15 protein-coding genes are annotated in these 12,734 nt (G+C 68.5%); 11 read left to right on the top strand and 4 right to left on the bottom strand.

Translation table 11 applies throughout. The annotated features are described in order from the left end of the window. Positions 1-80 precede the first annotated feature (80 nt). The 3 genes from ACO1BU_RS03840 to ACO1BU_RS03830 are packed head-to-tail and all read left to right on the top strand — an operon-like array spanning position 81 to position 1,836. Positions 81-488 carry a hypothetical protein gene (locus tag ACO1BU_RS03840; RefSeq protein WP_424134608.1) on the top strand — a complete coding sequence of 136 codons (408 nt, stop codon included), beginning with the start codon at positions 81-83 and terminating at the stop codon, positions 486-488. Beyond that, positions 383-1,189: a type I methionyl aminopeptidase gene (gene map, locus ACO1BU_RS03835; RefSeq protein ID WP_424134569.1), complete on the top strand. Its 807-nt coding sequence runs from the start codon at positions 383-385 to the stop codon at positions 1,187-1,189. Before ACO1BU_RS03840 ends, map begins: the two co-directional genes overlap by 106 nt. Beyond that, positions 1,186-1,836, top strand: coding sequence for a carbonic anhydrase (locus ACO1BU_RS03830; protein ID WP_424134568.1), 651 nt, complete (start codon positions 1,186-1,188; stop codon positions 1,834-1,836). The genes map and ACO1BU_RS03830 overlap by 4 nt, the downstream gene beginning before the upstream one ends. 268 nt (positions 1,837-2,104) lie before the next feature. On the opposite strand, the gene ACO1BU_RS03825 is transcribed toward ACO1BU_RS03830, so the two are convergent. Both ACO1BU_RS03825 and ACO1BU_RS03820 read right to left on the bottom strand, forming a co-directional pair. Then, positions 2,105-3,121, bottom strand: a complete 1,017-nt coding sequence (locus ACO1BU_RS03825; RefSeq protein WP_424134567.1) for a catechol 2,3-dioxygenase — start codon at positions 3,119-3,121, stop codon at positions 2,105-2,107. Between the two features lie 126 nt (positions 3,122-3,247). After that, complete coding sequence (locus tag ACO1BU_RS03820) at positions 3,248-3,940, bottom strand: winged helix-turn-helix transcriptional regulator (protein WP_424134566.1); 693 nt, start codon at positions 3,938-3,940, stop codon at positions 3,248-3,250. A 186-nt stretch (positions 3,941-4,126) separates the two neighbouring features. Between ACO1BU_RS03820 and ACO1BU_RS03815 the strand changes: the two genes are divergently transcribed. Continuing rightward, positions 4,127-4,813: an acyl-CoA dehydrogenase family protein gene (locus ACO1BU_RS03815; RefSeq protein WP_424134565.1), complete on the top strand. Its 687-nt coding sequence runs from the start codon at positions 4,127-4,129 to the stop codon at positions 4,811-4,813. A gap of 45 nt (positions 4,814-4,858) precedes the next feature. Further along, on the top strand, positions 4,859-5,299 hold the full coding sequence (locus ACO1BU_RS03810; RefSeq protein ID WP_424134606.1) for an acyl-CoA dehydrogenase family protein: 441 nt from the start codon (positions 4,859-4,861) through the stop codon (positions 5,297-5,299). Between the two features lie 9 nt (positions 5,300-5,308). Here the strand turns inward: ACO1BU_RS03810 and ACO1BU_RS03805 are convergent, their stop codons facing one another. Beyond that, positions 5,309-5,884, bottom strand: coding sequence for a TetR/AcrR family transcriptional regulator (locus ACO1BU_RS03805; protein WP_424134564.1), 576 nt, complete (start codon positions 5,882-5,884; stop codon positions 5,309-5,311). A 102-nt stretch (positions 5,885-5,986) separates the two neighbouring features. Here ACO1BU_RS03805 and ACO1BU_RS03800 point away from each other — a divergent pair, with 102 nt between their 5' ends. From ACO1BU_RS03800 to ACO1BU_RS03780, 5 genes are all read left to right on the top strand, one after another. Beyond that, positions 5,987-6,775 (top strand): SDR family NAD(P)-dependent oxidoreductase, encoded by a 789-nt coding sequence (locus ACO1BU_RS03800; RefSeq protein WP_424134563.1) that lies wholly within the window; start codon positions 5,987-5,989, stop codon positions 6,773-6,775. A 114-nt stretch (positions 6,776-6,889) separates the two neighbouring features. After that, positions 6,890-7,429, top strand: coding sequence for a DUF1003 domain-containing protein (locus ACO1BU_RS03795; RefSeq protein WP_424134562.1), 540 nt, complete (start codon positions 6,890-6,892; stop codon positions 7,427-7,429). A gap of 86 nt (positions 7,430-7,515) precedes the next feature. Continuing rightward, entirely contained in the window at positions 7,516-8,292 is a 777-nt protein-coding gene (gene radC, locus ACO1BU_RS03790; protein WP_424134561.1) for a RadC family protein, read from the top strand. Positions 8,293-8,562: 270 nt separating this feature from the next. Then, positions 8,563-9,117 carry a rhodanese-like domain-containing protein gene (locus ACO1BU_RS03785; RefSeq protein ID WP_424134560.1) on the top strand — a complete coding sequence of 185 codons (555 nt, stop codon included), beginning with the start codon at positions 8,563-8,565 and terminating at the stop codon, positions 9,115-9,117. A 159-nt stretch (positions 9,118-9,276) separates the two neighbouring features. Beyond that, entirely contained in the window at positions 9,277-10,464 is a 1,188-nt protein-coding gene (locus ACO1BU_RS03780) for a helix-turn-helix transcriptional regulator (RefSeq protein WP_424134559.1), read from the top strand. A 12-nt stretch (positions 10,465-10,476) separates the two neighbouring features. Here ACO1BU_RS03780 and ACO1BU_RS03775 read toward each other — a convergent pair whose 3' ends face one another. Next, positions 10,477-11,613, bottom strand: coding sequence for a hypothetical protein (locus ACO1BU_RS03775; protein WP_424134558.1), 1,137 nt, complete (start codon positions 11,611-11,613; stop codon positions 10,477-10,479). A gap of 150 nt (positions 11,614-11,763) precedes the next feature. Here ACO1BU_RS03775 and ACO1BU_RS03770 point away from each other — a divergent pair, with 150 nt between their 5' ends. Next, positions 11,764-12,705, top strand: a complete 942-nt coding sequence (locus ACO1BU_RS03770) for a S1C family serine protease (protein ID WP_424134557.1) — start codon at positions 11,764-11,766, stop codon at positions 12,703-12,705. Positions 12,706-12,734 lie beyond the last annotated feature (29 nt).

The following is a 12,734-nucleotide window of genomic DNA, read 5'->3' as shown; positions in this document are numbered from 1 at the left end:
GCGCATGGGAACGCGCGCATGAAAAAGGGCCGGGGTGCATCGCATCCCGGCCCCAACCCTACGCCCGGCGCCCAGGCCTTATGCGCCCTCACCGCCATAATGCCGTCGATGTCGCCGGCTTCGCTGAGGCCCTCGGCATCGCCCCGCCTGGCTTCTACGCGGTCTTCGGCAGCAAGGCGGGACTTTCCGCCGCTGCCCAGGCCGGGCAGCGCCTGGGCCGCCTTCCCGCAACCGCTCGCCTTGCCGGTCTCGCCCTCGCCGCCGCCCTCCCAGCCCGAACCGGCCAGGCCGCCACGGCGCGACCCACCGCGCCGTTGCAACCCCGCCATGCCGAGGCGCCCGGCGCCTTGCAACCGCCCGGTCCCGCGCGCATTTTCGCGCCATGGATCAGTCTGCCGGCGAAGCGCGCCGTATCCCCCTTCACGGACCGGAAGATTTCGAAGGCATGCGCCGCGCAGGCCGCCTCGCGGCCGAGTGCCTGGACATGATCACCCCTCATGTCCGTCCCGGCGTCACCACCGGTACGCTCGACAAGCTCTGCCACGACTTCATGGCGGATCATGGCGCGGTTCCCGCGACCCTGGGCTACCGCGGCTACACCAAGTCGTCCTGCATCAGCATCAACCACGTCGTCTGCCACGGTATCCCCGGCGACCGCGTGCTGGTGGAGGGCGACATCCTCAACATCGACGTCACTCCATTACTTGATGGTTGGCACGGCGACAGCTCGCGCATGTATGTGGCGGGCCAGCCCTCCACCAAGGCGCGCCTGCTGATGGACGTGACCTATGAGAGCCTCATGCGCGGCATCGCCGCGGTGAAGCCGGGCGCCACGCTCGGCGATATTGGCTATGCCATCCAGAGCTATGTGGAGAAGCACCGCTTCTCCGTGGTCCGCGACTTCTGCGGACACGGCGTCGGCCGCAAATTCCACGCGCCCCCGAACATCCTCCATTTCGGCCGCCGGGGCGAAGGCCCGGTGCTCAAGCCAGGCATGTTCTTCACGATCGAGCCCATGGTGAATGCCGGCCGCCCGGAGGTAAAGGTGCTGGACGATGGCTGGACCGCCGTCACCCGCGACCGCTCTCTTTCCGCCCAGTTCGAGCATATGGTGGGCGTGACCGAGACGGGCTGCGAGATCTTCACCCTCTCCCCCGCAGGCCTGCACAAGCCTCCCTACGCGGCATGAACCTCCCACCCCGCTTAATCGAAGGGTATCGCGGCTTCCGCCATACCCGCTTCCGGCGCGAGCGCGACCACTACGCCGCCCTCGCCCAGTCGGGCCAGCGCCCGACCACGCTGATGATCGCCTGCGTGGACAGCCGCGTGGCCCCCGAGGTCGTCTTCGACGCCGACCCCGGCGAGATGCTGGTTGTCCGCAATGTCGCGAACCTGGTGCCCCCCTACCAGCCCGACGCGAATTATCACGGCACCTCGGCCGCCATCGAATTCGCCATCCGCCAGCTCAAGGTCCAACACGTCGTCGTCTGCGGCCACGCCTCCTGCGGCGGCATCAACGCCTTCCGCCAGAACCACCTGAACGACGTTGATATCCGCGATGGTGACTTCGTCGCGCGCTGGATGGAAATCGCCGCCCCCGCCACCCGCCTTACCTGCGAAGGCGTGGACCCCCTGCAGGACCAGACGGCGATGGAACGCGCGGCCATCCGGCAGTCGCTCCTGAACCTCCGCACCTTCCCCTGGCTCGCTGCAAGGGAAAAGTCGGGCGACCTCACCCTGCACGGCCTCTGGTTCGATGTCGGCGACGGCACCCTCTGCGTTCTGGACGAGGCCAGTGGCGAATTCAGCCAGCTTCCGGACGCGCCGCTGGCCTAGGGCCGCCAGTCACGCGTCATTGCACCCGGATATTCCAGGCGCGGATGAAGTCACGCCACTCAGCGCTCTCCGCCTGGAAATAGGCTGGCCGGGCCGCGTCCCGCGCCCGGGCCGGTGATTTCGGCGCATGGCTCATCGCGCTCCGCCATGCCGTCCTTGCCGGGGCGGTGCACAGAGAAAGAGAAGCCTCAGCCCAGAATGGGCGTCAGGGCCGCGCAATCAGGATGGTGGAGGGCGCCAATGAGAGGCGCCGCCCGCCCCGCCCGCGTCAGGACGCGATCCCGTTCCCCGAAAGGTCGTCACCGAGCACCATCTCGTCGCCCGAATGGCCGGAAAGCGGCGGCGTGCCATGGGTGTGGAAGCTCTCGATCGTTTTCAGGCCCCAGGCCTGGCCCTTCTTCCGCTCCGCTTCCGTCCAGGTGATCGTCCGCCAGTCCGGCGCAAGCACAAGGCGCGCACCGGCATTCGCCACCTCCACGCGATGGCCGCCGGGCTCATAAACGTAAAGGAAGAAGGTCTGCTGGACGGCGTGCTTGTGCGGTCCCGTCTCGATGAAAACGCCATTCTCAAGGAACACGTCGGCGGCCTGCAGCACCGCCTCGCGGCTGTCCAGCGCGAAGGTGATGTGGTGGAAGCGGCCGGGAATACCGTGCGCTTCCTTGGTGAAGGCGAAGTCGTAGCTCTTGTTCGTGGCGGTCAGCCACATCCCCGCTTCCTCGCCGGTCTCGATCTCGATGCGCTCGGTGCAGCGGAAGCCGAGATTGCTCTCAAAGAACTCCCGGCAGGCCCGCACATCGACCGCAAGGCAATTGAAGTGGTCGAGCCGGCGGACATTCACCCCACGGCCCGGGAAGCGCTGGGCCTGGTTCTTGAGCGACGGCCGCAACTCCGGCGGCGCCTCATACCACTCCGTCTCATAATAGAGTTCGAAGACATGCCCGTCCGGATCGCGGAAGCGCCAGCCCGTGCCATGCCCAAGATTGTCCTCATGCGCCCAGACCTCATGCCCCGCCGCCCGCAGGGCGGCCACGCGTCGCTCCAGCGCCTGCGGACTGCGCGCGCGGAAGGCCGCATGGCCAAGGCCGGAAGTCTTCGAAGCGGTCAACTGGAGGGAATACCTCTCATAGTCATCCCAGCCGCGGAGATAGACGCTGTCGCCCTTCCGGCCGCTTTCCGTCATGCCCATGACATCGACGAAGAAGCGCCGGGATTCCTCGGGCCTGGGCGTCAGTAGTTCAAGATGGCCGAGATGGGCCACATCCAGCACAGGCTCGGGCGGGTGCATCGGATTTCCTCCCCGTCCGGTCTGGGGCCGGGCGGTGAATCTATCTAGGCGCGGCGCAGGCAGCCGGTCTTATCGCTTCTCCGGCGCATGATATTACCGTTTGGCATAGCGCCGGCCTTCCGGCCGTCACGGCACCCGCCGCGGCTCCCCGGCGAAGGGGCTGAGCCCCAGCCATTGTTGCATCGCCCGTGCAAGCTCGGAACTGCCCAGCAGTTCCAGCCGGCGCGCCTCCACCTCCTTTCGCACCGAGGATACCCCCATCCAGATCGCGGTCATGCTCCGCAGCGATCCCGTCACCAGCAGGTCCACCTCAAAGCCCGGATCAAAGCTGCACAGATCCACTTCGCCGGCATTCACGACCAGCCACCAGTTTCGCCGGGCCTCCGGCAATTCGGGGTACTGAAACTGAATCGTGCAGCGGCGCGGCGGCAGCGGCTTCGGATTCAGGTTACGCCGCATGTCCCACATCAACAGGGACGGATCGAGATTCTTCAGGGAGATCTGCGATTCCACCCAGCGCTGTCCCCAGAACCCCATCCCCAGCACGATGGGCCGCAGATCCTCCCCTGCCGGGGAGAGGCGATACTCCACGACGCCCTTCTCGTTCGGAACCGCCTGCACCACGCCCGACCGCTCCAGTTCCTTCAGCCGCTTGGAAAGCAGCGCCGGCGACATGCGGGGCACCCCGCGGCGAAGGTCGTTGAAGCGCGTCGTGCCACACAACAATTCGCGCAGCACCAGCACCGTCCAGCGCGTGCACAGCACCTCGGACGCCATTGCCACCGGGCAAAACTGGCCATAGCTGGCAGGATCGTTCATCGACCGCCTCCCACAGCTTTGCGGCGATCCTAAACTATTCTTCATCCAGATGCGCGTATCTCGAGCGCCTTTCCACGGGGCGTGTTCGTGTCCTGCTGCCGCCCCGCAGTACAGTTCCAGAACTAGAACCATCCACCGCTGCCCCGGCATTCTCCCCCCAGGCGCCCAAAAAGGGAGAAGATGGGCATGAGCACCACCGCCACCCGGCCCGAGGCTACGGCCGCTGATAACCCCGCCCCCGATGCCGGCTCCGTCACCGAGCGAGCCATGCGGCTCGCGCCGGCCCTCGCCGGACGAGCCACGGAGTTCGACGAAGCCGACCGCTTCGTCGCCGACAACTACGCCCTGCTGAAACAGGCCGGCCTTGTCGAGGCCGGCGTCCCCCGCGAGCTCGGCGGCGGGGGCGCGGAGATCCGAGAACTCGCGGAGATGCTCCGCATCCTCGCACATGGATGCAGCTCCACCGCTCTCGCCTTCTCCATGCATATCCACCAGGTCGCCGTGCCCGCATGGCGCTGGCGCCACCAGAAGGCCATGCCGACCGAGCCGTTGCTGCGCCGCATCGCGGCGGAGCGCATCATCCTGCTCTCCAGCGGCGGCTCCGACTGGATCCCCGGCTCCGGCCGGGCTGAGAAGGCCGATGGCGGCTACCGCATCTCCGGGCGGAAGGTCTTTTCCTCCGGCTCCCCCGCCGGAGACCTGTTGATGACCGGCGCGGTCTTGCAGGACGAGGACGGCGATTCCGTCCTCCACTTCGCCGTTCCCATGAAGGCACCGGAAGTCCGTGTCCGCGACACCTGGCGCGCCCTCGGCATGCGCGGCACTGGCTCCAATGAAATCGAGATCGACAACCTCTTCATCCCGGAGGCCTAGGTCACCGTCAGGCGCCGGGCGGGAGAGTGGCATCCCCTCTTCCAGATCATCGCCACCATCGCCTTCCCGCTGATCTACGCCGTCTATCTCGGTGTCGCCGAACGCGCCCGCGACCTCGCCCTGGCCATGGCCGGACGCAAGCCGCCCAGCGACGACATGCTCATCCTGGCCGGCCGGATGGACACGGCGCTGCGCGCCGCCCGCCTGGCCCATGGCTGGATGATCGAAGCCGCCGAGCGCAACGCCCCCTCCGCCGAGACGGTCAACGACGTCATGACCGGCAAGGCCATCCTCACGGAGAACGCCATCCGCGCCACCGAACTCGCGATGGAACTGGCAGGGGGTGCGAGCTACCTGCGGGAGCACGGCCTCGAACGCCTTTTCCGGGACATCCAGGGCGCGCGCTTCCACCCGCTGCAATCGGCTCCACAGGCCCGCTATGCCGGGTCGATGGCGCTGGGCCTTCCGGTCACCCGGATCTTCTGACCGGGGAAATCAGGTGCTGGTGGAAGGGGTATAGTCTTCCTCCAGCACCGCCCCATGCACCCGACGGGCGGCCTCGAGGATCTCCGAGGACAGCGCCTCATCCTCCACCGCCCGCGCCAGCACCACCGCCCCAACCAGCCCCGCGAAGCCCGCGATCGCACGCGCCCGCCTGTCCTCCTCCCGCCCGCCGAGCCGAGCGCTCAGCCGGTCGAACGCCGCATGCAAGTGCCGCGTCAAAGCCGTGCGTACCGCTGATCCGCCCCGCCCCGCATCCACGGCCAGCGCAGCCACGGCGCAGCCCGCCTCCCGCGCATCCCGGTGCTCCGGCGAGAGATAGTAGTCCAGGAAGGCTTCGATCCCTTCCGCCCCGCGCGCTTCTCCAGCTGCCAGCCCATGTGCCAGCGCCTCCGCCGCCAGTTCCTCCTTGGAGGCGAAGTGCCGGTAGAAGCCCCCATGGGTCAGCCCGGCCGCGCGCATGATCTCGTCCAGCCCGACGCCATCAAACCCGCGCTCCCGGAACAGCCGCGACGCGACCTCCACGATCCGCGCCCGATTCTCCGCCGCCTTCTCCCGCGTCACCCTCATTTCCGCAGCTCCCGCCAAAAACCCCTTGACGATTTATATGACGATCGACATCAATAAGCCAGTGATGATGATCGTCATCTAAAATACCCGAAAGGCCCATCCATGTCCGACACCGCCCGCCGAACCGCGTTGATCACCGGCGCCTCCTCCGGCATCGGCGCCACTTATGCCGACCGCCTCGCCCGTCGCGGCCACGACCTTATCCTGGTCGCCCGGGACCAGGAGCGCTTGGAATCCCTCGCCGCACGCCTCCGGGCAGAGGCAGGTGTGAAGGTCGATATCCTCGCGGCCGACCTCACCGACCCCGCCGCCCTGGCCCGGGTGGAGAACCGCCTGCGCGAGGACGCCCGCATCGGCCTGCTCGTGAATAATGCCGGCGCCGCCCTCCCCGGCGGCTTCGCGGAGCCGGACCTCGAACGGCAGGAATGGCTGATCCGCCTGAACATCACTGCCCCCACACGCCTCGCCGGCGCCGTGGTGCCGCGCTTCCTCGCCATGGGCGGCGGGGCGATCATCAACATCGCCTCCGTCCTCGCCCTGGCGCCGGAGGTGATGCCCGGCATCTACCCGGCCACGAAGAGCTTCATGCTCACCTTCTCCCAGGCGCTGCAGAACGAGCTCGGCCCACGCGGCCTCTATGTCCAGGCCGTCCTCCCCGCCGCCACGCGCACGAAGATCTGGGAACGCTCCGGCCGCGACATCGAACAGATCCCCGGCGTGATGGACGTGGATGAACTCGTGGACGCCGCCCTGCTCGGCTTCGACCGCCGCGAGCCCATCACCATCCCGCCCCTGCCTGATGAGGAGTCCTGGAAGGCCTTCGAGGCCGCGCGCCTGGCCATGCAGCCCGGCTTCCGCCAGGAACACCCGGCGCCCCGCTACCGCGCCTGACCCGGCCGGGGGAGGCCCCGCGCCTCCCCCGCGCGGCAACTACACGTCCTGCCCGCGCCTTATGCCAAGCGGCCCGCCCGGACCGCCCGAGAGGTTCGCCGAAGGTCAGACGCCATGCCGCCCGCCACCCCCACCGTGCCGCCCCCCAACCCCGACAGCCTCACCTCCTCCCTCGCGCGCAACATCCGCATGCTCGAGGAACGCCGTAAGCGGGAAGCCGCCGAGGCGAGCCGGGAGGAGCGCATCGCCGCCGCCATCACCCGCTTCACCGGCAGCATGCGCTTCGTCTATCTCCACCTCGCCTTCTACAGCACCTGGATCATCGTCAATCTCGGCCTCATCCCGGGCGTGCCGAAATTCGATCCCTCCTTCGTCATCCTGGCGATGGAGGCATCGGTAGAGGCCATCTTCCTCTCCACCTTCGTCCTCATCAGCCAGAACCGCATGGCCGCGGCCGCGGATCGCCGCGCCGATCTCGACCTCCAGATCAGCCTCCTCACGGAACACGAGCTAACCAAGCTGTCCGAACTGGTCGTCGCCATCGCCGAACGCCTGGACATCCGCGCCAGCGCCGACCCCGAGTTGCAGGAGGTGCAGAAGGACGTCGCCCCCGAAGCGGTCCTCGACGAAATCGAGGCCCGGAAGGAGGATTGAGGACCGGCGGCTCGCGCGCCACTCCTGATGGACAAGCACCCCGCGCCGCAGCATTCTCGCCGCGCTCACGGCGAGGAGAGGTGGCCTTGGCACGAAGGCCCGGCATGGCGGAGGCAAGCCCCGGCTTCGCAACCCTGCTCGACATTCCCACGGCCCTTGAGGCGCCGCGGGCCTCGTCGCCCGTGCCCGCCTCCCTGGGCGCCGAGGGCCACCGCAAGCGCCTCCGCGACAAGCTCCTCCGCGCCGGCCCCGACGCTCTCGCGGATTACGAGCTGCTGGAAATGCTCCTCTTCCTGGCCCTGCCGCGCGTGGACACGAAGCCGCATGCCAAGCGCCTGATCCAGCGCTTCGGCAGCTTCGCCCGCGCCATCACCGCGCCCGAGGCCGAGCTGCGCGCCGTGGAGGGCATCGGCGACACCGCCATCGCGGCGCTCCGGCTCGTCCAGGCCACCGCCGTCAAGCTCCTGGCCGCGGAGGTCCGCGACCAACCCGTCCTCAACAACTGGGACCGCCTGATCGCCTATCTCTCTGCCGCCCTCGCGCGCGAACCGGTGGAACAGTTCCGCGTCCTCTTCCTCGACAGCAAGAACCGCCTTCTCGCCGACGAGGCCCAGGCGAAGGGCACGGTGAACCACACCCCCGTCTATCCGCGGGAAGTCATCAAACGCGCCCTCGAGATCGGCGCCACCGCCCTTATCCTCGTCCACAACCACCCATCGGGCGACCCCACCCCGTCGCGGGCCGATATCGAGATGACCGCCGAGATCCGCCAGGGCGCCGCCACCCTCGGCATCGTGGTCCATGACCATCTGATCATCGGCAATGGCCGCCACCTCTCCTTCCGCCGCGAAGGCCTGCTCTAACTCTCCAACCGCGAACCTCCCTGGCAGTCTCCGAACTGCTCGACGGGCACCAGCCAGACAGGGAAGGCCTGCTATCACGGCCACCGCCGGTCCTTCGCGATCTCCGCATGGAAGCGCGGCCTCTAACCCAGGTTATTGGCTTGCCGCCAAGTGGCGACCTAAAGCGCCCCCTTCGCAGTCTGCCCTGGGCAAAACGCGAAAGGCAGGTTCGAACCCCTTTCGGAATTCTGCGCATGGTCTTCCGCAACAGCTTCCTGCAAGACTAGGCGAATGACACGCACGCTCGCCGAAATGCTCCATGATGCGGACGCCGCCGTGCCGCGGATTACCCCGCGCGAGGCCGCACAGCTCATTTCCGACCGCGCCGTCGTCGTCATCGACGTGCGCGAGGCGTCGGAAATCGAGCGCTCCGGGAAAGTGAAGGATGCGCTCCATATTCCGCGCGGCCTCCTCGAGTTCCAGGCCGACCCGGCTTCGGCGTCCCGCCATCCGCTCCTGAGGCCAGACAGGCCCGTGCTGCTGTATTGCGGCAGCGGCGCAAGGGCCGCCCTTGCCGGCCAGACCCTGAAGGAGCTGGGCTATCTCAGCGTGCGCAACCTCGGCGGGTTCGGGGACTGGGTCGCGGCTGGCGGGGAAACAGAAACAGGACAAATCCCCGCGCCCGTCAGTGGCGGTCAGCAGAACGCGGATCTTGCGGCCGCAGCCGCACCGGGACCTCTCGCGCCCGGTGATGATCTCGCCGCGCGTCAGGATCAACTGCTGGACGAGGCCGTGCAGGAAACCTTCCCCGCAAGCGACCCGATCTCGCCCAAGCGGATCACATAGATCACCTCGTCAAAGGCGAAGCCGCAAAAGCGACGAGCCATTCCCAGGTGATGTCGTCCGGCCCGGCACGCCTCCCGCAGCTTGTTGCGGGCGAAACAGGAGATGTGTGCCGGAAATCTCCGCCTATGGCATGATGGTGCAGTCCAACAACGAATCATAATGGAGCAAGTCTTGCCGCCCGGAACCGTCCCGGAGGTGGCCGACATCGCCTATGACGCGGCAACGGGCGGTGCGTCCTGGAACGAGGTCGGCCTCGCCCTGAAGCAGGCCATCGGCGCCCGCACTGCCACGCTCTGGACCGGAGACCCGGCCGAGGGCCGTGTGGAAATCCTCTACGCCGAAAACATCCCCGCGGCGGCGAACCAGGCCTATACCGCCCGCTTCCATCGGCTCGACCCCTGGGTGAAGCGCTGCGCCGCCATCGCCGCCAGCATGCCTGCGGGCGCCCTTCCCCCCGCCATGTTGGGCCAGCAGATCATCGCCGATGATGAGCTTTGCCGCAGCGAATTCTACCAGGAATTCGCCCGGGATCTCGGCCTCCACCACATCGTCTGCACCGTCACGCCACTGGGCGAGGCCGGCATCATGCCCCTCGGCCTGCAACGGCCCGAGGACGCGCCCCCCTTCGGCGAGGCCGAGCGGCAGGTGGTCGATGCGCTCCTCCCGCATTTCCGCCGGGCCCTGCGCCTCCGCCACCGGCTTCAGCAGGCGGCGTTCCGGCCGGCGACCGGCGACGCGCTTGATATTCTGCCCATGCCCGCCCTGGTGGTGAGCGCCGATCTGCGCGTGACCTATGCCAACTCCGCAGCAGAGGCACTGGCCGCTGCCAGCAAGGGCCTGCAACTGATCCGGACCGGCCCCCCGCCCTCATCCGTCCTGCTCGCCGCCATGCACAATGCCGAAGCCGCCGTCCTCGCCCGCCTCGTGCGAGAGGTCGCCCTCCGCATCTCGCCCGGCGGCGGCCTGCGACTGACCGCTCCAGGCAAATCTGGAAAGCCCGGTCGCGGCGGCATTGCCCTCCTCGCCATGCCTCTGCCGGCCCGGCTGGCTACGCCGGCCCAGGATGCGCCCGTCCCACTGACCGGCCAGGTCCTCCTGATGGCGCGGGATCTCAGCCAGCTCAGCCGTCCCCGGCCTGGCCTGCTCGCCGACCTTTTCGGCCTGACGAAGGCGGAGGCGGAAGTCGCCGCCGCCCTCGCCGGTGGCGTGACAGCCGAAGCCGTGGCAGCCCTGCGCGGGGTGGAACTGCCCACGATCCGCAGCCAGGTCCGCATGGTGCTGGAAAAGACCGGCGCCACGAGCCTGCGCGATCTCGAACGCATCCTCGCCGCCCTGGCGAATCACTGAATGCCGCCCGCTTCAGACAGTGAGCAGCGCCATCATCCTCTCCAGATCCCGCAGGCCGTGCGCGCCGGTCTTCTGCAGGATCGACCGGATCTGCGCCCGCACGGTCCCTATCCCGACCCCGCGCTGTGCCGCCACCACCTCGGCCGCAACGCCGCCCGCCAGCGCCGCCGCCACCTCCGCCTCCACCGCACCCAGCCCGAACACCTCCCTCAGGAGTTCCAGAGGCGGCGCCCGTCCGCCTAGGGACCGTGCCAGCAGCAGCACCAGCCCCGGTGGCGGCGGTCCGTCGCGGCCCGCCAGCCGCGACGGAAGTGGCAGCACCACCAAGGCGTGGCATGCCCCATCCTCCGCCGTCACCCGCACACCTCCGCCCGGGGTTACGCCCAGCGCCACCGCACGCACCAGCCGCTCCAGCAATCCCTGCTCCGCGCGGTGCGCGGCCGTCAGCGATGTCGGGCCGACCAGCACTCCGCTCCGATGCTGACGCAGTGCCCCGCCCGGCGTCAGCATGGCCAGCGCCGCAGGATTTGCGTGCAGCAAACGCAACTCCGCATCGAGCACGATGGCTGGCAAGGACAGCGCATCCAGCGCCACCAGCGGCAAGGCCGCGGCGCCGCGTAGCCGGTAGCGCAGCCGCAATGCCCGGCGCAGATGCGGCAGCACGGCATTCAGCAGGTCGCGCTCCCGTTCCGTGAAGGCGGCCTCGTGCTCCGGTCGGTGAATCCCGAGCGAGAAATACCCCACCTCGCCGACTGGCGAGGCATTTCCGACCATGTGGAAAAAGCCGAAATGACGCATGTAGTCGACATAGATCTCACTGCGCCTGAGCGCCGCGGCTGACACCAGCTCCTGCCCGAGCATGGCCGAGGTCGCCGCACCCGCCCCCCGCGCCCGCATCGCCTCGGCCATCCCGAGCGACCAGATATCCTTGCGGTGATAGTGGTCGATATAGGCTTGCCGCGCCGGTTCAGGCACGCCCGCGTCATCGAGGAGTTCCACCTCTCCCCGCGCGGAGTCACCAACCCACAGCGCCGTCGTGCGCCCACCCACAAGTTCAGCCAGTGCGTGCCCCACCATTGGCCACAGCGCGTCGTCCATGGCCGCGTCATAGGCAAGGCCCGCGACATCGAGCATGCGCTCAGAAACCAAATGGGCACCCTCCGGCCAGCCGGCGCCACCCCGATATGATTTCGCTTTCATTATCTCATTATCATATCAGAATCGTACCATGGCGCGCGAACAGGATCCGCGTCGCGGGACGGATTGACCATCCACCCACGCTGCGCCCACCTTTCGCGAATGCGTCTTCCCTCCGTCGCGGTCCTTCCTGTTCTGCTGCTCGCCGGCATGGCGGGCCTGCCCCAGCCAGCCCAGGCCCAGAAGCCTCCGCCGGCTGATGCCCCTGGGGCCCCACCCGCCACGCCTCCGGAAGCAGGTGGCCTCCCAGGCAAGCCACCGCCCCTCTACGACATGCCGGACCCTGCTCCGCGCCGCCCCGGTCCCCCTTCGCGCCCCGAGACCCGGCCACAAGCGCCGCAGCCGCCCCGCGGCGGCGAGCCGACGACCAAGCCCCCGCCCCTCGCCCCCGGCGAGGCCACGCCCCCCAACACGCGGGAGGTCTCCAGCGGCACCGGCTTCATCATTGCCGAGCGCCAGGCCCTGACCAACGAGCACGTCGTCCGCGGCTGCCGCGCCGTCCAGGCCCGCAACGCCCAGGGCCGGGAAGTTCCCGTCAGCGTCCGCGCCCGTGATTCGCGACGCGACCTTGCCCTGCTTGATTTGCGCGAAGCCGCTGGCCCGCCCCTGACCTTCCGCGCCAGCCCGGATATCCGCCGTGGCGATTCCGTCGTGACTTACGGCTTCCCGCTCGCCGGGATGCTTGCCTCAGGCCCGACCCTCACCACCGGCGACATCTCGGCGCTGGCCGGCCTGGCCGATAACCGCATGCATTTCCAGATCAGCGCCCCGGTGCAGCCCGGCAATTCCGGCGGCCCGCTGCTCGACCTGTCGGGCCATGTCGTCGGCATCATCACGAGCAAGCTGAACGCCCAGCGTGTGGCCCAGCGCACCGGCGACATCCCGCAGAACGTGAACTTCGCGGTGAAGGCCGGGGAAGCCCTCGCCTTCCTGCGCGAAAACCGCGTCCAGCCCCGCACGGCCCCCAGCGAAGTCACCCGCAACGCCGCCGAGGTGGGCGAAAAGGTGCATCCCTCCGTGTTGTTCCTGCGCTGTCTGGCCTGATGGCCGCAGGGGGCCCCCACCTCCCCGGC

The sequence above is a fragment of the Roseomonas chloroacetimidivorans genome (assembly GCF_049629625.1).
Lineage (GTDB): Bacteria > Pseudomonadota > Alphaproteobacteria > Acetobacterales > Acetobacteraceae > Roseomonas > Roseomonas chloroacetimidivorans.
This window is presented reverse-complemented; position numbering and strand designations above follow the sequence as displayed.